17 protein-coding genes and 2 pseudogenes are annotated in these 22,457 nt (G+C 63.8%); 15 read left to right on the top strand and 4 right to left on the bottom strand.

The genetic code is table 11. The features are described 5' to 3' along the window. Positions 1-57 precede the first annotated feature (57 nt). The 7 genes from JZZ72_RS14155 to JZZ72_RS14185 all read left to right on the top strand — a co-directional run bounded on the left by JZZ72_RS14155 (position 58) and on the right by JZZ72_RS14185 (position 8,177). The gene (locus JZZ72_RS14155; protein ID WP_054915403.1) at positions 58-1,308 is read left to right on the top strand and encodes a 2-aminoadipate transaminase; all 1,251 of its coding nucleotides are present in this window, start codon (positions 58-60) and stop codon (positions 1,306-1,308) included. A 70-nt stretch (positions 1,309-1,378) separates the two neighbouring features. Further along, the gene (locus JZZ72_RS14160; RefSeq protein WP_210014618.1) at positions 1,379-2,287 is read left to right on the top strand and encodes a YncE family protein; all 909 of its coding nucleotides are present in this window, start codon (positions 1,379-1,381) and stop codon (positions 2,285-2,287) included. 128 nt (positions 2,288-2,415) lie between these two features. Further along, a complete protein-coding gene (locus JZZ72_RS14165) occupies positions 2,416-2,874 on the top strand; it encodes a (2Fe-2S)-binding protein (protein WP_043862972.1) in 459 nt (152 codons plus the stop codon). After that, entirely contained in the window at positions 2,874-5,132 is a 2,259-nt protein-coding gene (locus tag JZZ72_RS14170; protein ID WP_078480179.1) for a xanthine dehydrogenase family protein molybdopterin-binding subunit, read from the top strand. The genes JZZ72_RS14165 and JZZ72_RS14170 overlap by 1 nt, the downstream gene beginning before the upstream one ends. A gap of 24 nt (positions 5,133-5,156) precedes the next feature. Continuing rightward, positions 5,157-6,506: a c-type cytochrome gene (locus JZZ72_RS14175; protein WP_210014619.1), complete on the top strand. Its 1,350-nt coding sequence runs from the start codon at positions 5,157-5,159 to the stop codon at positions 6,504-6,506. Between the two features lie 53 nt (positions 6,507-6,559). Next, positions 6,560-7,606, top strand: coding sequence for an XdhC family protein (locus JZZ72_RS14180; RefSeq protein ID WP_210014620.1), 1,047 nt, complete (start codon positions 6,560-6,562; stop codon positions 7,604-7,606). Beyond that, positions 7,590-8,177 (top strand): nucleotidyltransferase family protein, encoded by a 588-nt coding sequence (locus JZZ72_RS14185; protein WP_328825161.1) that lies wholly within the window; start codon positions 7,590-7,592, stop codon positions 8,175-8,177. The genes JZZ72_RS14180 and JZZ72_RS14185 overlap by 17 nt, the downstream gene beginning before the upstream one ends. 43 nt (positions 8,178-8,220) lie before the next feature. On the opposite strand, the gene JZZ72_RS14190 is transcribed toward JZZ72_RS14185, so the two are convergent. Both JZZ72_RS14190 and JZZ72_RS14195 read right to left on the bottom strand, forming a co-directional pair. Beyond that, complete coding sequence (locus tag JZZ72_RS14190) at positions 8,221-9,366, bottom strand: serine hydrolase domain-containing protein (RefSeq protein ID WP_058541119.1); 1,146 nt, start codon at positions 9,364-9,366, stop codon at positions 8,221-8,223. Positions 9,367-9,553: 187 nt separating this feature from the next. Beyond that, the gene (locus JZZ72_RS14195; RefSeq protein WP_058541120.1) at positions 9,554-10,621 is read right to left on the bottom strand and encodes a fatty acid desaturase; all 1,068 of its coding nucleotides are present in this window, start codon (positions 10,619-10,621) and stop codon (positions 9,554-9,556) included. Positions 10,622-10,918: 297 nt separating this feature from the next. Between JZZ72_RS14195 and JZZ72_RS14200 the strand changes: the two genes are divergently transcribed. The 8 genes and pseudogenes from JZZ72_RS14200 (at position 10,919) to JZZ72_RS14235 (ending at position 21,689) form a co-directional block, all read left to right on the top strand. After that, the gene (locus JZZ72_RS14200) at positions 10,919-11,482 is read left to right on the top strand and encodes a recombinase family protein (protein ID WP_043862978.1); all 564 of its coding nucleotides are present in this window, start codon (positions 10,919-10,921) and stop codon (positions 11,480-11,482) included. 338 nt (positions 11,483-11,820) lie between these two features. Continuing rightward, positions 11,821-13,995 (top strand): TonB-dependent siderophore receptor, encoded by a 2,175-nt coding sequence (locus JZZ72_RS14205; protein ID WP_210014621.1) that lies wholly within the window; start codon positions 11,821-11,823, stop codon positions 13,993-13,995. 278 nt (positions 13,996-14,273) lie between these two features. After that, a complete protein-coding gene (locus JZZ72_RS14210) occupies positions 14,274-14,792 on the top strand; it encodes a sigma-70 family RNA polymerase sigma factor (RefSeq protein ID WP_054915411.1) in 519 nt (172 codons plus the stop codon). Continuing rightward, positions 14,789-15,742, top strand: coding sequence for a FecR domain-containing protein (locus tag JZZ72_RS14215; protein WP_210014622.1), 954 nt, complete (start codon positions 14,789-14,791; stop codon positions 15,740-15,742). Before JZZ72_RS14210 ends, JZZ72_RS14215 begins: the two co-directional genes overlap by 4 nt. A gap of 117 nt (positions 15,743-15,859) precedes the next feature. Then, on the top strand, positions 15,860-18,307 hold the full coding sequence (locus JZZ72_RS14220; RefSeq protein WP_210014623.1) for a TonB-dependent siderophore receptor: 2,448 nt from the start codon (positions 15,860-15,862) through the stop codon (positions 18,305-18,307). Positions 18,308-18,387: 80 nt separating this feature from the next. Continuing rightward, a pseudogene (locus JZZ72_RS14225) lies at positions 18,388-19,518 on the top strand (PepSY-associated TM helix domain-containing protein); the annotation flags it as partial. Between the two features lie 812 nt (positions 19,519-20,330). Then, the gene (locus JZZ72_RS14230; RefSeq protein ID WP_054915425.1) at positions 20,331-20,963 is read left to right on the top strand and encodes a hypothetical protein; all 633 of its coding nucleotides are present in this window, start codon (positions 20,331-20,333) and stop codon (positions 20,961-20,963) included. Between the two features lie 417 nt (positions 20,964-21,380). Further along, entirely contained in the window at positions 21,381-21,689 is a 309-nt protein-coding gene (locus JZZ72_RS14235) for a DUF6124 family protein (RefSeq protein ID WP_210014624.1), read from the top strand. A 126-nt stretch (positions 21,690-21,815) separates the two neighbouring features. Here the strand turns inward: JZZ72_RS14235 and JZZ72_RS28295 are convergent. Together JZZ72_RS28295 and JZZ72_RS14240 are read right to left on the bottom strand one after the other, a co-directional pair. Beyond that, positions 21,816-22,049 (bottom strand): annotated as a pseudogene (locus tag JZZ72_RS28295) (hypothetical protein); the annotation flags it as partial. After that, positions 22,006-22,395: a hypothetical protein gene (locus tag JZZ72_RS14240; RefSeq protein WP_152644126.1), complete on the bottom strand. Its 390-nt coding sequence runs from the start codon at positions 22,393-22,395 to the stop codon at positions 22,006-22,008. The gene JZZ72_RS14240 and the pseudogene JZZ72_RS28295, both read right to left, overlap by 44 nt. Positions 22,396-22,457 lie beyond the last annotated feature (62 nt).

Below are 22,457 nucleotides of genomic sequence, written 5' to 3' on the forward strand. Positions count from 1 at the left end.
CGTTTGCCGGATGTTGGCTTAGATATATAAAAACTTCCGTCACCCAGGTACTTGCCCATGACGCACGAAACAATCAGCCGATCTCTTTCCATTGTGCATCCCATTACACTTTCACACGGGCGCAATGCCCAGGTGTGGGATACCGATGGCAAGCACTACATCGACTTCGTGGGCGGTATCGGCGTACTCAACCTGGGGCATTGCAACCCGGCGATCGTCAGCGCCATCCAGCACCAGGCCACGCAACTGACCCATGCGGCGTTCAACGCCGTCCCGCACGGGCCCTATGTGCAGTTCATGCAACGCCTGGAGGCGTTCGTGCCACTGAGCTACCCGATGGCAGGCATGCTCACCAACAGTGGCGCCGAGGCGGCGGAGAACGCCTTGAAGGTGGCCCGCGCCGCCACCGGGCGTACGGCGGTGGTGGCCTTCGATGGCGGCTTCCACGGACGTACCCTGGCCACGCTCAACCTCAATGGCAAGGTGGCACCCTACAAGCAAAAGGTCGGCGTGCTGCCCGGCCCGGTGTTCCACCTGCCCTACCCCAGCGCCGACAACGGCGTGACCGGCGAGCAGGCGATGCAGGCGCTGGAGCGCCTGTTCAGCGTCGAGATCGACGTCAACGAAGTGGCCTGCTTCATCTTCGAGCCGGTGCAGGGCGAAGCCGGCTTCCTGGCAATGGACCCCACCTTTGCCCAGGCCCTGCGCACGTTCTGCGATGCACACGGCATCCTGATCATCATCGACGAGATCCAGTCGGGCTTTGGCCGCACCGGCCAGCGCTTCGGCTTCCCGCGGCTGGGCATCGAGCCGGATCTGCTGCTGTTGGGCAAGAGCATTGCCGGCGGCGTGCCGCTGGGCGCGGTGGTAGGCCGGCGCGAGCTGATGGCCAGCCTGCCCAAGGGTGGCCTGGGCGGCACCTATTCGGGCAACCCGCTGGCCTGTGCGGCAGGGTTGGCGACCCTGGAACTGATGAGCGATGCCAACCTGGCGACCTGGGGCGAGCTGCAGGAGCGCGCCATCGTCGGGCGTTATGAAGCGTGGAAGGCCCGCGGGTTGACGCCGTACCTCGGGCGCCTGACCGGTGTGGGCGCCATGCGCGGCATCGAGCTGGTCACGCCACAAGGCAAGCCGGCCACCGCACAACTGGCCGAGGTGCTGGAGAAGGCACGCGCGGCCGGGCTGCTGCTGATGCCGGCGGGCAAGGCGCGGCACATCATCAGGTTGCTGGCGCCATTGACCGCCGAGGCAGACGTGCTGGAGCGCGGGCTGGATATCCTGGAGCGCTGCCTGGCAGAACTGTCATGAGCAAGTGCTTTTGCCCAGCGCAATCAGGCTTTATCCTGCATCGTTTCGCACGCTGGCCCTGGGAGTTCCAATGTACATCGATGTACCGCGCCGCCTGGTGTTCTTCGACAAGGACGACACCGTTCGCCCGCCCTGCCTCGTGCAGTACCATCCCGACACCGGCACCCTGAGCCGGCCGACTTTCGCCCAGCCCGACGACAGCGTGTGGGACATCGCGCGCGACCAACGCCGCATCGCGCTGAGCGGGGTCAAGTGGCTGGTGGTGCGCGGGGCCAGCCGCTCGCGGCTGAACCTTGTGCACGACGGCGCGCCGCTGCATGCAACCCAGAACCTGCTGTCGTACTGGGCACGCTTCGACCCCAGCGCCCGCTACGCGCTGGTCAGCGTGGCCAATGGCAAGAAACGCCCGGTGATCATCGACCTGGACAGCGATGAACACAGCGACCCTGTGGAGCGTGACGTGGACGCCAGGTTCGGCAGCATCGACCCGTTGCAGGGCAGGCTCTGGGCCCCCGACGAGCGTGCCCGCAATGGCGTATTGACGGTCGATTGCGCCAGCGGCGAAGTCGGCAGGGTCAGCGTGCCGCTGGAGGCAAAGGTGCGCAGCCTGCGCTTTTCCCGCGACGGGCAGTACCTGTTCGTGACCGGGGAAAACAACCGGCTGTTGTGCTGCGACCGCGAGGGCGCAACGGTATGGACCAAGGACGTCAGTGCGTATGGCCATGTCGGCTCGGGCCGGATCCTGTTCAACGAATCCGGCAGCCACCTGTGCCTGCCGACCTCGCCCACCGACAGCTCCACGCTCGCCGGCAATCTCATCATCGCAACCGCCACCGGCCATACCGAGACCACCATCATGCCCAAGGCGCGACTGGCCGCTGACTGGTTTGGCGACCACGTGCTGAGCCATCGTGGCGAGGTGGTGGACTTCTTCACCGGCGCCATCGTGGCCAAGCTGGACCTGGCCAGCCCCTGCTGATCGTCACCTGACCCGCCCCTTCAACGGCTCCCGCCGCCCCGTGTGCTAGCGTCTATGGGTGGCCTGCGCCTTGCGCACGGCCACGCCCATAAGAAATCAAGACCTGACCGACTGATGACGGGTGAGCCATGCAACTGCGAATCAACCAGACGACCTACGAGGTCGATGCTGACGCGGACACGCCCCTGCTGTGGGTAATCCGCGATGACCTGGGCCTGACCGGTACCAAGTACGGCTGCGGCCTGGCCCAGTGCGGCGCCTGCTCGGTGCTGGTGGACGGCGCCGTGGTGCGTGCCTGCGTGACCCCGGTGGCCGGCGTGGTGGGGCGCGAAATCACCACCATCGAAGCCGTGGAGGCCGACGCCGTGGGCAAGCGCGTGGTCAGCGCCTGGGTCAAGCACCAGGTGGCCCAGTGCGGTTACTGCCAGTCGGGCCAGGTGATGGCGGCCACCGCCCTGCTCAAGCACACCCCGCACCCGAGCGATGCCCAGATTGCTGCCGCAATGGTCAACCTGTGCCGTTGCGGCACCTACAACGCCATCCATGCCGCCGTGCACGACGTGGCCGCCGCGCAGGAGAACGCCTGATGAACGACAGCCTGCGCGTTACCGGCGTGGCCCAGCCCTTCCCTGTGGGCGAGCCGGTCAATATCTCGCGCCGCAGCTTTCTGCTGGCAAGCGCCGGCACGGCAGTGGGCGCACTGGTGCTGGGCTTCGGCCTGCCCCTGGGCCTGAGCCGTGTGCAGGCCGCCACGGGCAACGCAGCGGCGCCCGGCACTCAGGTGCCGGCCTTCCTGGAGATCCGCCCGGACGGCCGCATCCGCCTGCTCAGCCCGTTCATGGAGGGCGGCCAGGGCATCTTCACGGCCATGGCGCAGATCGTGGGCGAAGAGCTCGATGCCGACCCCGCCACCTTTTTGATCGACAGCGCACCGCCCGGCGAGCAGTACGTGGTGATGGACAACGGCATGCGTATCACCGGCGGCAGCATGTCGGTGCGCACCAGCTACCCGACCATGCGCCGCCTCGGCGCCCTGGCCCGCGCCATGCTGCTGCAGGCCGCTGCCGAGCGCCTGGGCGTGCCGGTGGGCGACCTGAGCACCGAGCCCGGCCGGGTGATACACGCCGCGTCGGGGCGCACGCTGGGCTATGGCGAACTGGCAGCCCAGGCCATGGACCTGCCCGTGCCAGACCCTGCCAGCGTGACGCTGCGCGACCCCAGCCAGTTCCGCTGGATCGGCAAGCCGGTGCAACGGGTGGACGCCTATGACAAGTCCACCGGCAAGGCCGTGTACAGCATCGACGTGAAGGTCGACGGCATGCTGCATGCCGCGGTGCAGCATGCACCGCGCCTGGGCATGCGCGTGGGCGAGCTGCGCAACGAGGCGCAGGTGAAAGCCATGAAGGGCGTGCATTCGGTGCATCGGCTGCCCGGTGCGGTGGCCGTGGTGGCCGAGCGCTGGTGGCACGCCAAGCGCGCGGTGGAGGCCGTACAGGTGCAGTGGCTGGAGGCATCGGCCGACGCGAAGGTGCGCCAGATGCCTGCGGACTTTTCCAGTGACGCCTTTCGCGACCAGTTGGCCGCGGCCACCGGCCCGGCCCGCGACGAGGAGAATGAAGGCGACTTCGGCAAAGCCTTTGCCGACGCCGCCACCCAGGTGGAGGCCACCTACCACAACCAGTTCCTCAACCATGCGCAGCTGGAGCCGCCTTCGGCCCTGGCGCGCTTCAACCCCGACGGCACGCTGGAGGTGTGGCTGCCCAACCAGGCGCCCGACATGTTCCGCGCCGACATGGCCAAGCGCACCGGCCTGGACCCGTCACAGATCACCCTGCACTCGCCGCTGCTGGGCGGCTTTTTCGGCCGCCACTTCCTGTACGACAGCGCCAACCCCTACCCTCAGGCGATCCTGCTGGCCAAGGCAGTCGGGCGCCCGGTCAAGCTGATCTGGAGCCGCGAAGAGGAGTTTCTGCGTGACGCGCTGCGCCCCATGGCCGTGGTCAAGTTCCGCGCCGCACTCGACGCCCAGGGCCTGCCGGTGGCCATCGAGGCAGTCAGCGCCACCGAAGGCCCCACCGAAGCCATCGCCGGCAAGCAGGGCGAGAAAATCGACCCCACGGCACTCGAAGGGCTGTCGGGCAAGGCCTACGCCATCCCCAGCAAACGTATTGCCCAGGTCTATGTGAAAGGCCCGGCGATGCTCGGTTACTGGCGTTCGGTGGGCAACTCGCTGAATGACTTCTTCTATGAGGCGTTCCTCGATGAGCTGGCCGACAAGGGCAAGCAGGACCCCTTCGAACTGCGCCTGCACCTGCTGCGCGACAACCAGCGCCTGACCAACCTGCTGCAGGCGGTGGGCGATCTGTCCGGTGGCTGGAAGCGTGGCCCGTTCACCGCCGAGGATGGCTCGCGGCGCGCTCGGGGTGTGGCCATGGCCTCGCCGTTCGGTTCGGAGGCAGCGGTGATCGCCGAGGTGTCCATCGAGCAGGGCCAGGTGAAGGTGCACGATATCTGGGAGGCCATCGACCCCGGCAGCATCGTCAATCCGGCGATCATCGAGGCGCAGGTCAATGGCGCGGTGTCGCTGGGGCTGTCGCAGGCACTGGTGGAGGAAGCGGTGTACGTGAACGGCCAGCCGCGCGCGCGCAACTATGACCTGTACCCGATCCTGTCGGCGCAGCGCATGGCGCGGGTACATGTACGCATCGTCGAGAGCGGCGCGAAGATGGGCGGTATCGGCGAGCCGCCATTGCCGGCGGTGGCCCCGGCGGTGGCCAATGCGGTGGCGCACCTGACCGGCCAGCGCATCCGCAGCATGCCGCTGTCGCGCTACACCTTCAGCTAGGCCTCGATCAGGGACATCGCGCACATGACCAAGAGTCGACTCGCAACAACGCTGGGCTGTTTCGCGCTGCTGTGCCTCGTCATCGCAGCCGTGCTGGCCTGGTACGTGACCCGCACACCAGCGTCGCCCTTCGCTGCCCAGGCCAGTGCCGCACCGCCAGACCCGGCCCTGGTGCAACGCGGCGAGTACGTGGCGCGGCTGGGCGACTGCGTGGCCTGCCACAGCCTGCCAGAGGCGGCGCCGTTTACCGGCGGGCTGAAGATGGCCACCCCGCTGGGCGCGATCTACGCCACCAACATCACCGCCGACCGCGCCACCGGCATCGGCGCCTACAGCCTGGCCGACTTCGACCGCGCCGTACGCCATGGGGTGACCCCGGACGGTCGCCGGCTGTACCCGGCCATGCCCTACCCCTCGTACGCCAAGCTCAGTGACGACGATATCCGCGCGCTGTATGCCTTCTTCATGCACGGGGTGAGCCCGGCGGCGCAGGCCAACAAGCCCAGCGAAATCCCCTGGCCACTGAACCTGCGCTGGCCGATTGCGCTGTGGAACGGCCTGTTCACCGACCCCGCGCCCTACCCGGCCAAGCCGGACCAGGATGCGCAGTGGAACCGCGGCGCCTACATCGTGCAGGGGCCGGGCCACTGCGGCAGTTGCCATACGCCGCGCGGCCTGGCCTTCAACGAGAAGGGCCTGAGCGAGGCCAGCAAGACGTACCTGGCCGGCGGGCTGCTGGATGGCTGGTATGCGCCGAGCCTGCGCAACGACCCCAACACCGGGCTCGGGCGCTGGAACGAGGCGGATATCGTCAGCTTCCTCAAGCACGGGCGCAACCGGCACGCGGTGGTGTACGGCTCGATGACCGAGGCGTTCAACAACTCCACGCAGTTCATGAGCGACGAAGACCTGGGCGCGATCGCGCACTACCTCAAGTCGCTGCCCGGCGACCCCAGCCGCGACGGGCCGGCATGGCAGTACCAGGCGAGCGAGCTGTCGGCCGCATCCTCGGCACCCGGCGCGCATACCTACGTGAGCCGCTGCGCGACCTGCCATGGCCTGGACGGGCGCGGCCAGGCCGAGTGGATGCCACCCCTGGCCGGCGCCACCTCGGCGCTGGCCAGGGAGGACGCATCGGCCATCAACATCACCCTGAACGGCTCGCAGCGCATCGTCGCCGCGGGCGTGCCGGACGCCTACCGCATGCCGGCATTTCGCGAACAGCTGTCGGACCGGGAAATTGCCGAGGTGCTGAGTTTTGTGCGCAGCACCTGGGGCAATCACGGTGGCGCGGTAGAGGCCAAGGCGGTGGGCAAGCTGCGCGAGCACACCGGGCCGGCCAGCAGCAACCCGATCATCTTGCAGATGCGTTGAGCATCACCACCAGGAAGCCCCCATGCCATTGCAACGCCTGTCGAGGACACCCCATGGAAAGCATTGACCTGCTGGTGCTGCGAACTGCCCGGGAGTGGCTTGCCGGCGGCGAGCGCTGCCTGCTGGCCACCGTGGTGCGCACCTGGGGCTCGTCGCCGCGACCGGTGGGCTCGATGATGGTGCTCAGGCAGGACGGGCGCGCGGTGGGCAGTGTGTCGGGCGGGTGCATCGAGGACGACCTGATTGACCGGTACAGCAGCCTCCATGGCGGGCCGGGGATGCCAGGCGGCGCGCCCCAGGTGGTGCGCTACGGCGTGAGTGCGGACGAGGCGCACCGGTTCGGCCTGCCATGTGGCGGCACCCTGGAACTGGTGCTGGAGTTCGCACCCTGCGCGCAGGCGCTGGGCCGATTGCTGGCGCTGCTTGATGAGGGAGTACTGATGCGCCGCGAGCTTGACCTGGCCTCGGGCGAGGTGACGGTGCAGGCCGACCAGCCCCATGCACCGTTCAGCTTCGATGGGCAGCGCATGAGCAACCCGCTGGGGCCGGCTTACCGGATGCTGCTGATCGGCGCCGGTGTGCTGGCCGAGTACGTGGCGGTGATGGCGCTGTTCAACGGGTTCAAGGTGTCGGTGTGTGATCCGCGGCCCGAGCACATGGACGTGTGGACGGTCGCCGGAGTAGAGAAGCTGATGGGCATGCCGGACGACGTGGTGCGCGCGTTTACGGTGGATGTTCGCACCTGCGTGATTGCCCTGAGCCATGACCCCAGGCTGGATGACCTGGCGCTGATCGAAGCGCTGCGCGGGCCGGCGATGTACATCGGGGCGATTGGCTCGCGGCGCAACAGCGAGAGCCGCCGCCAGCGCTTGATCGGGCATTTTGGCCAGACGCCGGAATCGCTGCGGCGCCTGCATGGGCCCATCGGGCTCTACATCGCCAGCAAGACCCCAGGGGAGATTGCGGTGAGCGTGATGGCCGAGGTGCTGGCGGTGAAGAACGGCGTGCCCCTGCCCGGCGCTGTCGGCGCGGGGCCGACCCAGCCCCAGGTGGAGCACCCGCCACTGACTCAGGCATCGTGTTGTGCGCACCCAGGGTGACTGCATCGCCCTGGTGCTGGCTGCAGGCCGTGCCAGGCGCTTTGGCAGCGACAAACGCCTGGCACGGCTGGCGTCGGGGCAAACGCTGCTGGCAGCCACGCTGGCACGGGCACTGGAGGCGTTCGACGACGTCCGGGTGGTGCTCAGGCCCGGGGACGATCCCGCGACCCTGGCAATTGACGGGCGGGTACGGGTTCTGTGGGCCGAGCAGGCCGACCAGGGCATGGGCAGCAGCCTGGCAGCCGGGGTGCGTGCGCTGGAACAGTCACAGGCCCCGGCCGTGGCGGTGTTGCTGGGCGATATGCCCTGGGTGCAGGGGCAGACGCTCAAGCAGTTGAAGGCCCTGTGCAACGCCCGGCAGATCGTGCTGCCGCTACATCACGGGGTGCGTGGGCATCCGGTGATCTTCGGTCGACAGTTCTGGCCGGCCCTCGCATGCCTGCAGGGCGATCAGGGCGGCAAGGACATCGTGCGCGGCGCGCACGACGCCTGCGTCCAGGTGCCGGTGGAGGATGCGGGCGTCCTCAGGGATGTGGATCAGCCGCGGGACATCCCTGCTGGCTCGAGGTGAGCGACGCCACCCGCGCCCAGCCGCCGCTGCGCGCTGGCCTTGCTCAAAGCGCCGCATAGACAAGGGCTGACAGCCGGCCGGGGCGCGGATCGATCATGCTGTGGCCGCCCGAGGTCGTGGTGACGAAACCGAAACTCACGCGCCGCTCGGGGTCGGCAAAGCTGATCGGGCCGCCAAGCCCGATATGGCCGAAGGTGTTCGGGCCCATGGCGTGGGAAGCCTCCGGGTCGACCTGCTGCTCCAGCATGCAGCCCAGCCCGTAGCGCATCGGCCGCATCCAAACCCGATCCATGCCATGACTGTGCTCTCGGGTGAATTCGTCGAGCAGTTCAGGGCCGATGAAGTGGCCCGCCAGCAGCGCACTGTAGAAACCGGCCAGGCCGTGAGCGGTGGCATGGCCACACACCCCGGGTTGCCGATAGGCCCACCAGCGCGGGTCACTGGTGCGCCTGGGCACCATGCCGGGGTTGGTGAAGGCGAATGTGGCGATATGCGAGGGCTCGCTCTTCACCACCGTGCGCAGCGCTTGCGAGTAGGGGTCGCCAACGCGCCCGGAGGCACTGTCGAAGCGAGCGATACGGTGAAACTGCGTCTCGTCCACGCCAAGGTGCACGTCCAGGCCGTGGGGGTCCAGCATCTGTTCATGGATGAAGGCGCAGGGGTCGCGCCCGTCCACCCGACGAATCAGCTCGCCCAGAATCCAGCCAAAGGTGGTGGTGCCGTAGCCCAGGTCGGTGCCCGGTTCCCACCACAGCGGCTCGTCTTCCAGCACCCGCACCATGTGCTCCCAGTCATACATCATCGGGTTATGGTCGGGGCCCCGCAGCGCCGGCAGGCCGGCGGTGTGGTTCATCACCTGACGCACACTGACCCTGGCCTTGCCGTTGCGGGCGAACTCGGGCCAGTAGCGGGCCACCGGCGCATCCAGTTCCAGCCGGCCCGCCTCGACCAGCATCAGGATGGCCACTGCCACATAGGGTTTTACAACACAGAAGGTGTTGGCCAGCGTGTCGTGCGTCCAGGGCCTGCCGCCCTCCTGGTCCGCCACACCGGCCCACAGGTCGACGACCCGCTCCCCGTCCACCTGCACACAGAGCCCGGCACCCCGCTCCTGCGGATCATCGAACATCGCTTCGAAGGCCTGCCGGACCGCCTCGAAGGGCTGGGCACATATCCCTTGCGCTTTCATGCCTCGTCTTCCTCGTCGTTGAAGTGTTGCCCTGTAACCGAGCGACGTTGCTGCGTAGCAGACCTGCCAGGCGACAATGATTGTCTCGGCGCCTGACAGACCCGAACGCATTACTGTTGGCTCGTGAACCTGACTATCGACTGCGCCCCCTGGGGCGCCCCATCCAACACACAGGTTGATGGAGCATTCATCCACGCGAGCGCGTGTGCGTGTGTGCCAGGGAATAACGATTCGCGCGTTTATAGGTGCCGAAGTCATTGAACCGAACACCGGCCTCGGCCATGACTTGATGCGCATAAGGCGCGGTCATCTGGCGCAGGTAGAACGGGTCCCTGACAACGAAGTGGTGAATACTGTGGGTGCTGCCGAAGTTGAAGCAGAACGATTGAAACGGCCATAGCCACCAAGCGTTCATGACCTGAGTTTGCTGCAGCGCATTGCGCGGTGCCACATCACCGTAATAGTGCATGTTCGAACTGATGAAAAACAGGCAGAACTGCCGGATCAGGTTGGGCGCGACCAGAATCACGACCACACTGTTGACCACATCCATTACCGCCAGGGTGGTCGCGGAACTGTGCACCTCGTGCCCGCTGACCGCGCCAAGCCAGGCATACAGGTGGTAGCCGAGAAACACATACCAGCAACCCCAGTACAACAGCCCAAAGGGTGTATTGAGCCGGACGATCTTGACCAGCAAGCGGACTTTCTCCCGCCAGCCTGGGGCAAATACCGCATTGAGAAAACCGAAGATGAACCCGTCCACCAGTTTCAACAACCGCAGTACACCCCAGGGGCTGCCACTGGTGGTGATCCAGGCTTCCACATCCGTCTCGGTGCCCGATTCCTTATGGTGATGAAAGTGCAAACTTCGCCTTAACCAGGGGCTGGGCATTCCCGGCCGAGCCAACCAGCATAAAAACATCATGGCATTGTGCGCCAGCGGCTGTTTTCTGAAATAAAGACGATGAATCAGATCGTGTTCTATTTCATGAATGAACGAGGTCAGCAGCGCGTTTATCAGAATGCAGCCCCAGGCAGGAATGGACCCCTGCAGGTAGAGCCCCCCACTCACCACCATGCCGATCAGGGACACCGCCATGACACTTGCGCCCAGCGCATTCTGATGTTGCAGGATCGGATAGCGCTGGCGCAGGTAATTACCATGTTCGGTAATACGCCGGGTAACATGATCAATCTTTTGCTGATCGGTAGTGGGGCGTTCAAGTTCCATTGCTGCCTCCAAGACTTTCATACCTCATCCTCTGTTTGTGTCGGACAATCCCCCGCCAGGACAAACCGGCCGCGTCAATTGTTCGGGCTATACAACGGGTAGGTGAATGCATGCGCGCATTATATAAACGCAAATCGACTGTTTGCGTGAAGCTTGTTAAGATCCTTTCAAGCTTCAAAATGATAAGGCAAGTAAAAGTCTTTGCAACTGTGTATTTTGGGTGGGTTCAGCGTGACAGTTACGTGTAAGGATTTTTAATTTAGTTACAGGTTGTACAGTTATAAAACTACGCCGTACAAGTATTGCCAAGGAGGCACCATGAGATTGCATCGCATCAGATATTGCCGGCTCGCCTCACCGAAACCAGACGCCAGCGTACCCAGCCCAGCCAGCCCCGATGCCTTCGACGCGGTGTTTTACGATGCCCCTGCAGACACGGCCACCCACCGCGCAGGCTTTGAAAAGCTGCTGCGTTACCTGCAGTGCGGGGATACCGTGATCGTGGATAGCATGGCCTCGCTTTCAGCCAATACCGAGCAGTTGTGCAACTTCATTCGCCGCTTGATCGAAAAACAGGTCACACTCAAGTTTGTGGATGAAAACCTGACATTCCGAGATGACGGCCGTGAAGTTGCGGGCCCCATCGTCGCGGCCATGGAGTTGCTTGCAGAGTTCGAGCGCGCGGCACTGCGCGAAAAACAGGCCGCCGGTATTGCAACTGCAAGAAATCGGGGTTCCTACCGAGGTCGAAAGAAGAAACTGTCCGACAATCAGGTTGTAAGTTTAATTGAGCGCGCCCGCGCGGGAGAAAGTAAATCCCGGCTGGCGCGTGATTTCGATATCAGTCGCCAGACGTTATATCGGTATTTGAAATCGACCTAGGGCTCTTCAGAAGAAGAGCCCTAGGTAACGTTGTCCCAGGCCCACTCACGCCCACAGATACGACTGTACGTCGCGCTGGAACACCAGCTCGTCGATGAGACAGCGCGCCGTCGCTTCGGTCGGGAAGCCCTTTTCGAAGGGCTGGTTGGCCTGTTCTTCGTACCGGCTGCTTCCTTGCCCGAATGCCTGAGGGTGGGGTGACAAAAGGCGATGATCAGAAACCTAGCAGAGGACGCGGCATCGGCCAGAACGCCGCTATTTATTGCGACACACCTTGACACATCATTTGGTAACGATTCTCATATGTATTATATTTATCACTGCCACTGGAATCTTTCATGTCGCGCCCTACCCCGCCGCATTGCTCCGGCCTGCCCCGCAATCTGTTGGCCATGGCCATCTGCATGGCCACCCTGACCCCCGCCCTGGCCGATGACAGCTCTGCGACACCGCAGCCAGCCAAGGCTGCGACCCTGGAGCTGGGCGCCACCGAAATCGTCAACACTCAACTGGGCAGTACCACCGAAGGCACCCAGTCATACACCACCGGCGCCATGTCGACCGCGACCAAGCTGCCGCTGACCCTGCGCGAAACGCCCCAGGCCGTTACCGTGATTACCCGCCAGCGCATGGACGACCAGGCCATGACCAGCATCAACGACGTGGTCAAGGCCACCCCGGGGCTGTTCCTCGACTTCTCCAGCGGCCCTGGCCGGCAGACGTATTCGGCGCGCGGTTTCGATATCGACAACCTGATGTACGACGGCATCCCCAGTGGCTACCAGGGCTGGACTGTGGGCGCCCAGCCGAACCTGGCGATGTTCGACCGGGTGGAGGTGGTGCGCGGCGCCACCGGGCTGGTGACCGGTGCGGGCAACCCTTCGGCTGCCATCAACCTGGTGCGCAAGCGCCCGCTGGCCGAACAGAAGGTCACCCTCACCGGTGCGGCCGGCAGCTGGGACGACTACCGCGGCGAGGTCGATGCCTCCAGCCCGCTCAACGACAGCGGCACCCTGCGCGGTCGGGTGGTGACGTCCTACCGCGACAGCAACAGCTTCGTCGATGGCGTGGACGAGACCCACGGCCTGTTCTACGCCATCACCGAGGCGGACCTGAGCGACGACACCACCCTGACCCTCGGCTTCTCCAACCAGAAGGACAAGACCAACTACTTCTGGGGCGCCTCGATGGTCGGCCTGGACGGCCATCACCTGAACCTGCCGCGCTCGTACAACCCGGGTACCCCCTGGGAGAACAAGGACCAGGAGATCAATACCGTCTTTGCCGAGGTACGCCAGCGCCTGGCCAACGACTGGAAGCTGCAGGTCAACGCCAACTATTCCGAGCAGAACGCGCTGTTCTCCGGCTCGTACCAGTCGCGCTGGGTCAACAACACGCTGGCACGCACCGTGTACCAGTCGGCGCACGATGAAAACCAGGCCGGCGTGGATGCCTTTGTCAGCGGGCCCTTCGAGGCGCTGGGGCGCACCCATGAACTGGTGGTGGGTGCCAGCAAGCGCATCTACGACATGACCACCCACAACTATGCCCCCTACGACCCCAACTGGCCGATCGATGCCGGCAAGCCGAACTTCACCCACACCGGCAACAGCCGCGAAGTGACCACCCAGGACGGCGTGTACCTGACCACCCGCCTGAGCCTGGCCGACCCGCTCAAGCTGATCCTGGGCGGGCGCCTGGACTGGTATGACTACGACAACCGCGATGGCGACGGCGACTACAAGGTCACCCGCAACGTCACCCGCTATGCCGGGCTGATCTATGACCTGGACGAGCATTACTCGGTCTACGTCAGCTACAGCGACATCTTCACCCCGCAGAGCAGCAAGGGCACCTCCGGCACCCCGGTCAAGCCGATCGTGGGCAAGAACTACGAGGTGGGCATCAAGGGCGAGTACTTCGAGGGTGCGCTCAACGCCAGCCTGGCGCTGTTTCGCATCGACCAGGAAAACCGTGCAGTGCAGGTGTTCGTGCCGAACTGCCCGCAGACCGAATGCTACGAGGCCTCGGGCGAGATCCGCAGCCAGGGTATCGACTTCGAGCTGCAGGGTGCGCTGACCGAGAACTGGCAGGTGGGCGGTGGCTACACCTATGCCCGCGTGCACACCCTCAAGGACGCCGCCAACCCGCAGAACGTCAACCAGCGCTTTGACACCGACACGCCCGAGCACCTGTTCAAGCTGACCACCACCTACCGCTTCCAGGGCCCGCTGGAGAAACTGCGCGTGGGTGGCAACGTGTCGTGGCAGAGCCGCCTGTACAACGACGTGGCGCTGGCCAACGGTGGCAGCTATCGCCTGGAACAGGGTGGCTACGCCGTCACCGACCTGATGGCCGGCTACCGGCTGACCCGCAACCTGGACCTGCAGCTCAACGCCAACAACGTGTTCGACCGCAAGTACTACTCGTCCATCTCCAACTCGACCAGCTATGGCGGCGACACCTACGGCGCACCGCGCAACATGATGCTCACGGCCAAGTACAGTTTCTGATGTGAAGTGGCGCAGGGATGCGCCGTGTTGTTGTCTGTACGCAGTGCGCCACGCACGCCCTGCCTTTCGATCGACACACCGTTGCGTACACCCCCGCCCCTGCTCGCGCCCTGCGAAATCCTTCAGCTGCCATCCCGGATGACTCGGCGAACGCCTGGCAAGCACCCTTTCGTGGCGAGTCAGCGCCTCCGCTGCCACGTCGCACTGGCACCTGCCGATATTGCCACCTCCTCGTGATCCGAATAATAATGCAACCAATTCCCATTTGAGATGCAATCATGCCGGTCGAGTCACCTGCCCTACCTGCTGCTGTCGGCGCGCTGTATGCGCAGCACAGCTCATGGCTGCACGGCTGGCTGCGCAAGCGCATGGGCAGCCACTGCGATGCGGCGGACCTGGTGCAGGACACGTTCGTCAAGCTCCTCAAGACCCGCACATCACTGGAAATCCGTGCACCCCGCCAGTACCTGTCGACGGTGGCCAAAGGCCTGATGATCGACCTGTTCCGCCGTCGCTCGCTCGAACAGGCCTACATGGAAACCCTGGCCAGCATTGCGCTTGCCGACATCCCCAGCGCCGAAGCGCAGGCAATCATGTTCGAAACGCTGGTGGAGCTGGACCGCATGCTCGCCGGCCTGGGCGCCAAGGTGCGTGAGGTGTTCATCCTGTCCCAGCTCGAGGGCCTGCCCTACGCGCAGATCGCCACGCGCCTGGATATTTCCCTGCGCTCGGTCAACAACCACATGGCCAAGGCCATGGAACATGTCTGCCTGATGCAGTGGGAAAGCGTCGAATGAACCGCTCCCCCTCCGCCGCCCAACGCGAGGCGGTGCGTGAGGCCGCGCGCTGGTACGCACAACTGTCATCCGGCACCGTCAGTGCCGAGGATCAGGCCTCGTGGCAACGCTGGCACGACAGCGACCCGCTGCACCGCCAGGCCTGGCAACGCATGCAGGCGGTCAGCCACAGCTTTGCCGGGCTGCCGGGGCGTATCGCCGCCTCCACCTTGCTGGGCAGCGGCAACAGCCGCCGCCAGGTGCTGTACGGCCTGGCCATGCTGCTGGGCGGTGGGGTCCTCGGGACGCTGGGCTGGCGCAGCGACACCCGTCGCCAATGGTACGCCGACTACCGCAGTGGCGTCGGCGAACGCCGTGCCGTGCGCCTGGCGGATGGCAGCCAGATGCTGCTGGACACCGACAGCGCCGTGGACGTGGATTTCGATATGCAGCAGCGGCGTGTGCTACTGCACCGCGGCCAGGTGCTGATCACCACCGCCCGCGACGATGCCGCCCGGCCTTTCAGGGTCGATACCCGCCACGGCAGCGTCCTGGCCCTGGGCACCCGCTTCACCGTCAGCGTCGACGACCATGGCAGCGAAGTCGCGGTGCTGGAAAAGGCCGTGGAGGTGTCGGTGCAGCCGATCGAGCGCCTGCGCCTGCATGCCGGTCAGCGGGTGGCGTTCGGCCCGGCCGGGATCGGCAGCCTGCGCAGCAACGACGCCGCTGTGGCGGCGTGGGAGCAAGGCAGCGTGATCGCGGTCGATACCCCGCTGCAGACCCTGCTGGCGCAACTCGCGCGCTATCGCCCCGGCGTACTGAACTGTGACCCGGCGGTGGCGCAGATGAAGATTTCCGGCGCGTTCCCCATCACCGATACCGAACTGGCCCTGACGGCGCTGCAAAGCGCATTCCCGCTGACCGTACAGCGCCGCACGCGCTACTGGGTGACGGTTGTGGCGCGCACCTGAGCCAGCCGGCACCACGAATGAAAATAATTTTCACTTACTTGCACTTTCATCGACGCTCATCCGGCCTTCCCTCCCACAAGTTCAACTGAGTGTTCTGGGGAAGGAAACATGAGCGTCATGCAACGATCACACACCGCACTGGCCCTGGCGGCCCACCTCGCCCTGGGCAGCGTTGCCGCCTGGCCGCTCGCCGGCCTGGCCGCGCATGCGTCCAGCGAGCAAACCCGTGCCTATGACATCGCGCCCGGCACGCTGACCGAAAGCCTGGGCCGCTTTGCCAGCGCCGCCGGGGTGGTGTTGTCGTTCGATGCCGCGAGCACCCAGGGCCGCCGCGCCCCCGCCCTCCAGGGCGACTACAGCGTCGCAGGCGGCTTCGCCACCCTGCTGGCGGGCAGCGGCCTGCAGGTGGCACGCCAGGCCAATGGCGTGTACCTGCTGATCGCGTCCAACCCCGGCAACGGTTCGCTCGAACTGAGCGCGATCAACGTCAGCGGCCAGACGCTGGGCAGCACCACCGAAGGTACCGGCTCCTACACCACGGGCACCGTCACCATCGGCAAGAGTGAGCACAAGCTCAAGGACATCCCGCAAAGCGTCACGGTCATGACCCGCCAGCGCATGGACGACCAGAACATCACCAACCTGCCTGAGCTGTTCGCCAACGCACCGGGCATGACCTTTGCCAAGAGCCCCGGTACGGGTGGCTTCATCACCTCGCGCGGGTTCGAGATCGAATCGCTGCAGTACGACGGCGTGCCCATGACCCGCGGCATCTATGCGCTAGGCAGCTACCTCACCGAATCCACGGCCTTCTACGACCGGGTGGAACTGCTGCGTGGCGGCGCGGCCCTGCTGCAAGGCGCCAACAGCCCGGGCGGCGCGGTGAACCTGGTGCGCAAGCGCGGCCAGGCCAAGCCCACCGTGACCCTGACCGCACAGGCCGGAAGCTGGGACCACTACGCTACCCAGGCGGATGTCGGCGGCCCGTTGAATGAGGCGGGCACCGTGCGCGGTCGCGCCGTGGTCGACTACGACACCCGCGACTCGTTCATCGACCACGTTGGCGGATGGGAGCAGAAGGTCTACGGCGCCCTGGACTTCGACCTGTCGGAAAACACCACCCTGGGCGTTGGCATCAGTGATCGCAAGACCCGCTTCACGCCCATGGTCGCCGGCCTGCCACGCTACAGCGACGGACGTGACATCGGCCTGTCCCGCTCGACGTACACCGGCTCCGACTGGAACCGCGGGCTGACCGAACAACTGGCCCTTTACGTCGACCTGGAGCACCGATTCAACGACCACTGGAAGTTCAAGACAGCAGCGGTCGCGATCAACGAACGCAACGAAATGACCTATGCCTACATCGTGACACCCACCGGTGTGGCGAACGATGGCAGCGGCGTCGCCAACTGGCGCTATGCCACAGACTTCAATTCGCACAGCCGCGGCCTGGACCTGTTCGTGGACGGCGACTTCAGTGGCCTGGGTTTCGATCAGGAAGTCGTGCTCGGGGGCAACTACTCGCGCTACACCAGCGACAACACCATGGCCGTAGTACGCAGCGTAGGCGCCAACATCTTCGACCTGAACAACCACCTGCCGTACGAAAACTACGACAGCCTGGCGGCGCGCGGCACGCGCACCGACAGCCAGTACAAGATCGTGCAAAAAGGCATTTACGGCACCTGGCGCGTCAAGCTCACCGACCCCCTGACACTGATCCTGGGCGGGCGCACCAGCTGGTACTCCTACGAGTACGACTCGCAGATCTACGATCGCAATGCCTTCAGCTACCCCAGCAACAGTGACAAGGCCAACAATGGCGTGGTCACGCCCTACGCCGGGCTGGTCTATGCGCTGACGCCCGAGTGGTCGGCCTACGCCAGCTATGCGGACGTGTTCATTCCGCAGAGCGCCATCGGGGTGGGCGGCTCCACGATCGAGCCGATTACCGGCAGCAACTATGAAGTCGGCCTCAAGGGCGAGCTCAACGACGGGCGGCTCAACACCTCGCTTGCCCTGTTCCGTTACGACCACCAGAACCGCGCCGTCACAATGCTCAACACCGAGTCCCAGTGCGGGGGCTCGAACTGCTCCGAGGCATCCGGCAAGGTGCGCAGCCAGGGGCTGGAGGCTGAAATCAACGGTGAAGTGCTGCCTGGCCTGCAAGCGTCTGCCAGCTATGTCTACAACACCACCAGGTTTATCGAGGACAACACCTACGAAGGCAAGATCTTCTCCACCTGGACCCCCAAGCACACGGTGCGCATCTGGTCCGACTACACATTGCCAGGCGACTTCAACCGCTTCAGCGTCGGCGGTGGCTTGAACAGCCAGAGCAGCGCCGTCGCCTACGACCGCAAATTCGAGACGCCAGGGTTCACGATCTGGAATGCACGCATCGGCTACAAGGTCAGCGATGAGATCGGCCTGGCGGTGAACTTCAACAACCTCTTCGACAAGGTCTACTACATTCCGTCCTATACCGCAGTGGCCTCCAACAACTACTACGGCGACCCGCGCAACGTCATGTTCACCGTCAAGTACACACCGCAGTTCTGAGCAGGTTTCGGGCCCCTGGCATGGGTGTTCATGCCAGGGGCCCGTCGTCCTTCTTGCACTCCCCTGACGACAGCTGAGTCATGTCCAAGAAATCGCGCTCCAAGTTATGGTTCCTGATCCACAGCTGGCTGGCATTGCCGATCTGGTGCTTTGCCCTGCTCGTCTGCGTCACCGGTACCCTGGCAGTCGTCAGCCAGGAGCTGGTGTGGCTGGCAAAGCCGCAAATGCGTGCCAACCCACCGACGCAAGACGCCCGCCGGCTCGACTACGACCAGATCCTCGCGGCCATTCATCGCGACCGCCCCGACCTGGACGTGCAGTACATCCTGCGTCCCGACCAGGACTCGTTCGCCCTGCAGGTCCAGGTGGTACAACCGGACCACAGCACCCGCAACCTCTATGTGAACCCGTACACCGGCAAGATCCAGGGGGTGAGCCCGGCGTTCGACGTGCGCGGCTTCACCCGTGCGCTGCACGGCTGGTGGCTGGTGCCCTTCGGTAATGGCTATCCCTGGGGCTGGTACCTGGTGTCATTGCTCGCCTTGCCGATGCTGGCCTCGCTGGTGACCGGGCTGGTGGTCTACAAGCGTTTCTGGAAGGCCTTTTTCAAACCGACCCTGCGCTTGAACCAGGGTGCGCGGATTTTCTGGGGCGACTTCCATCGCCTGAGCGGTGTGTGGTCGATCTGGTTCATCGCGATCATTTCGGTCACGGGCCTCTGGTTTCTGATCCAGGCCGTGCTGGCCGACAACCACATCTCCATTTCCAGCCGGCCTGCCATTGGCCTTGTCGCGAGGGAGACGGTGCCCCTGGCCGCACCTGGCGAGCAACCCGCGCGCATCAGCGTGGAACAGGCCATCGCGAATTTCTCGGCGCAGGTGCCCGGCTTCACCGCGAGCTTCATCAAGCTGCCGGGCAATGCCTATGACACCCTGCAGGTGCGCGGGCGTGGCGCCTATCCGCTGATGCAGCAGAGCGCGAACCTGAACCCGTACGACGGCAGCGTCATCACCTCCTACACACTGTCGGATCGGCGCGCGCTGGAGTTCGTCACCGAATCCATGCGCCCGCTGCATACCGGTGACTTTGGTGGGCTGTGGCTGAAGCTGGTGTGGTTTGTCTTCGGCCTGCTACTGAGCGTGATGGTGCTCAGCGGCCTGCTGATCTGGAGCAAGCGCACGCTGCAGGCCACTGCAGCTGCGCTCAAGCGAGGCAAGGCAATCGAGGTGAGTGGCTCGCCGCTGCGGCGCTACTGGCTGAAATGGCGGTTTCATCTGAACGTGGTGCTGGTGGTGGTGCCCCTGGTATTTTTGCCCAGGTACTTCGCTGATCAGGCGTTGTTCAAGGGTGAGGCGGGGCTTGGCGAGCGGGAGATCGGGGAGGTTACGGTCGGGCCGTGGAGCCTGCGCCTGGCGGAGTTTCGCGCCCAGCCGCCGCGCAACGAAGGGCCGGCGGGGTATATCAAGAGTTTCAGCGCGGCCTTGTGCGAGGCCTGCATCGGCGAAGTGAAAGCGACCTATCTGCGCGTGGGCAAACCCCGCAGCCTGCGCGCGGCGGGCGGGATCTTCTTTGGTTCGCCGCACAGCATGGGCACCTCGATTCCGATATCCCCGAAGACACCGGTGGATACCCTGCTGTGGGTGACGATGGAGGGCTGGGACGGCTCGGTGCACCAGGGCTCGATTGCGTTGAGCCAAGCATCGCCCGCTTCGGTGGCGTGGTTGCAGGCGCAGGCGGCAGGGTCTCCGTGAGTGGCGGGGGCTCTACAAAACCTCAGCAGATGAGGCGCGTCTATTGGGTTCTCGGGATTTTGTACAGAGCCTAGAGCCCTTCGGCTGGCTCCTTTTGGCCGAAAGCGGTCGTTTGTGAGTGGCAGCTATCGGCCAAAAGCGGTCATACGACGCGTCTACAAGCGGGGCAATTCAATTGATGAGGTTGATTTTGCCATTAGATAAATTTACAACTCTACCGTGCACTGGCTAGAATCAAGTAAACTTAAAAAAACCATGCCCTGGGCGAGCTCATGAAAAGTATCAACATTGCATATATCCTGTTCGGCTCCGCGCTTTCTTTAAAAGTGATGGCGAGCGGGCTAGACGTCGAGCACACACTAATTGAGCATCGCTGGTACACTTTTGAAGACGTCATAGAAAAGAGAAAAATATACAACAGGGTGGATATTTCGCGAGGGTACATTGAATACCATTTCGAGGGTGATGAATATAAACCCAAGCAGCCAGAAGAGAAATTGACGCCCCGACAAAAATTCTATTCCAACCATGGCAGCGTTGGAACATACGCGGCTGCTGATTATGAGACCGCGCTAGACAAGGAGTGCATAGATGTTGTCTCCGGTTCTTTAGGGTCATTTATAGGCGACTATGAAAACTCCAAAAGGCCTGATAGACAAAAATACAAGCGCACCGTTGTTGGCATAAAATCCTTAATGTACAAAGGCCCTGAGTATAACTTCAAGAGCCCTTCATCCTGGTCGCCTGCAGTGTTGCCCAAGAACAACAAAAGCCTTCTTTGTGAAATTTATGAAGTCAAGAGCAAAGAAAGTGATGTGAAATACATTGTTTATGCTGCTTCAGTGGCAACCGCTATGTTTGACGAAATTCATACGGCCCCATTGCCAGGTAACAAGGTCGAGTAATTAAAGGTCTTCGCACTCATGCTGCGGCGCCCACTGCTGCGGCATTGGCCGATTGCGGCCCTTCGTGAAGCTACTATGGGTTGTTAGCGGTCTTTCACCCAAGACCGCATACGGCCAGAATCTCTAGCTGCCGCAACAGACTGCAACGTATTGGTCAGCCTCAAGCGCAGGCCACTCTGCGCGCCTCAAACCTTTGAAATTCAAAAGCAAGCCAGATCGTCAAAATGAATGCATCAGCACTCAGACGGTAACGCCTCCTCCTTCCCTCAGCCAGAAACTTGAATCCCCACCCCAACCCCGTTAACCTTGCTCAGTCGCTGTAAATCCAGCGTCCAGGTTTGGTCACCTGAGATAAATCAAGGCGCACAAAGCGCCGTATCCGAATCAGGGTCGGCTCCACTAATCAAGGAGCACCACATGACAAAGTTCGTCCCCAATCCCCCGCTGCCCAACACCCCGCGCAAACCCGCCTACACCTCCTTCGGCTGTTGCCACGGCAATCACCCGCCCCTGTTTTCCGTGCGCGAAGACATCAAGCTCGAAGAGGCGCTGGTCTACCTGTCGATCATGATCCAGTGTGCAAGGGACACCACAGCACAAGCCTGCGAACGAGCCGATGAGCAGTTCAAAAGCCTGCTGATGGCCTCGCAACATTCGCTGGAATTGAGCAATGCATTGATCGAGTCGGTGCTTGATGGCATGGAGGCCAAAGCGGTCAGTAGTTGATGACGCAACACACGGGCCGCAGACGCGGCCTATCGAAATCAAAGAGGTGCGAGCGACCGCGTTCGGCCTTGTCTCAAATAGTGCCAAGGCCGCCCAAGATGGCCCACCCGCTCATCCCACTCAGTTTCAGATGGCAGCCGACTGCCTCAACCTGCGACTCAACCCAGGCGTGTTACCCGTAACACGCTTGAACGCCCGACTGAACGCTGCCTGAGACGTACCGCAGGCGCACTCGACCCAACCTCGAACGACCCTGGCTGCGACCACGTCGGCCAATAACTCCATCACGCCAGGCGACGCGGCAGCGAAGAGTCGGTCAGCGGCCCTGGGGGCTATCTGCAAGCCAGTAATAGTCTGGCCAGTAAGGCCAGACATGGCGGTCGCGATGCACATGCTTGAGCGACAGGGTCTGGCCCGGGTGAAAGTGATCAGCCGGGTACTGACCTGACAACAGCACCGTGCGCGTTGTTGCGATCAGCGACTGGCAATAGTCACGCGCGGCTTTGTCGGCCCCCAGCACCTGACTGTGCGCAATTGAAAAGCCGAAGGCCGTCATCGGATGCCCGTCATTTTTCAGCCGGGTGAAGACAGGGGTCGGCTGCCGATACTCGGCAACGGGAACGATCTTGCCACCCAGTTGGCAGGCGAACTCCTGGGCCAACAGCGGTGGGCAAACAAGCAGCAGCAGGCACAGTTTGAGCTTCATGTTCACGTCACAGTTCAAGTGTCCGGCCCGGCGCGTGGCGACTGACAGGCCCAAGCCACGCA

The organism is Pseudomonas palmensis (genome assembly GCF_017848315.1).
Classification (GTDB): domain Bacteria; phylum Pseudomonadota; class Gammaproteobacteria; order Pseudomonadales; family Pseudomonadaceae; genus Aquipseudomonas; species Aquipseudomonas palmensis.

Excerpts from the sequence above, each read along its gene's own strand:
- JZZ72_RS14155 (WP_054915403.1), top strand. The coding sequence starts at position 58 with ATGACGCACGAAACAATCAGCCGATCTCTTTCCATTGTGCATCCCATT.
- JZZ72_RS14160 (WP_210014618.1), top strand. The coding sequence starts at position 1,379 with ATGTACATCGATGTACCGCGCCGCCTGGTGTTCTTCGACAAGGACGAC.
- JZZ72_RS14165 (WP_043862972.1), top strand. The coding sequence starts at position 2,416 with ATGCAACTGCGAATCAACCAGACGACCTACGAGGTCGATGCTGACGCG.
- JZZ72_RS14170 (WP_078480179.1), top strand. The coding sequence starts at position 2,874 with ATGAACGACAGCCTGCGCGTTACCGGCGTGGCCCAGCCCTTCCCTGTG.
- JZZ72_RS14175 (WP_210014619.1), top strand. The coding sequence starts at position 5,157 with ATGACCAAGAGTCGACTCGCAACAACGCTGGGCTGTTTCGCGCTGCTG.
- JZZ72_RS14180 (WP_210014620.1), top strand. The coding sequence starts at position 6,560 with ATGGAAAGCATTGACCTGCTGGTGCTGCGAACTGCCCGGGAGTGGCTT.
- JZZ72_RS14190 (WP_058541119.1), bottom strand. The coding sequence starts at position 9,366 with ATGAAAGCGCAAGGGATATGTGCCCAGCCCTTCGAGGCGGTCCGGCAG.
- JZZ72_RS14195 (WP_058541120.1), bottom strand. The coding sequence starts at position 10,621 with ATGAAAGTCTTGGAGGCAGCAATGGAACTTGAACGCCCCACTACCGAT.
- JZZ72_RS14200 (WP_043862978.1), top strand. The coding sequence starts at position 10,919 with ATGAGATTGCATCGCATCAGATATTGCCGGCTCGCCTCACCGAAACCA.
- JZZ72_RS14205 (WP_210014621.1), top strand. The coding sequence starts at position 11,821 with ATGTCGCGCCCTACCCCGCCGCATTGCTCCGGCCTGCCCCGCAATCTG.
- JZZ72_RS14210 (WP_054915411.1), top strand. The coding sequence starts at position 14,274 with ATGCCGGTCGAGTCACCTGCCCTACCTGCTGCTGTCGGCGCGCTGTAT.
- JZZ72_RS14215 (WP_210014622.1), top strand. The coding sequence starts at position 14,789 with ATGAACCGCTCCCCCTCCGCCGCCCAACGCGAGGCGGTGCGTGAGGCC.
- JZZ72_RS14220 (WP_210014623.1), top strand. The coding sequence starts at position 15,860 with ATGCAACGATCACACACCGCACTGGCCCTGGCGGCCCACCTCGCCCTG.
- JZZ72_RS14230 (WP_054915425.1), top strand. The coding sequence starts at position 20,331 with ATGAAAAGTATCAACATTGCATATATCCTGTTCGGCTCCGCGCTTTCT.
- JZZ72_RS14235 (WP_210014624.1), top strand. The coding sequence starts at position 21,381 with ATGACAAAGTTCGTCCCCAATCCCCCGCTGCCCAACACCCCGCGCAAA.
- JZZ72_RS14240 (WP_152644126.1), bottom strand. The coding sequence starts at position 22,395 with ATGAAGCTCAAACTGTGCCTGCTGCTGCTTGTTTGCCCACCGCTGTTG.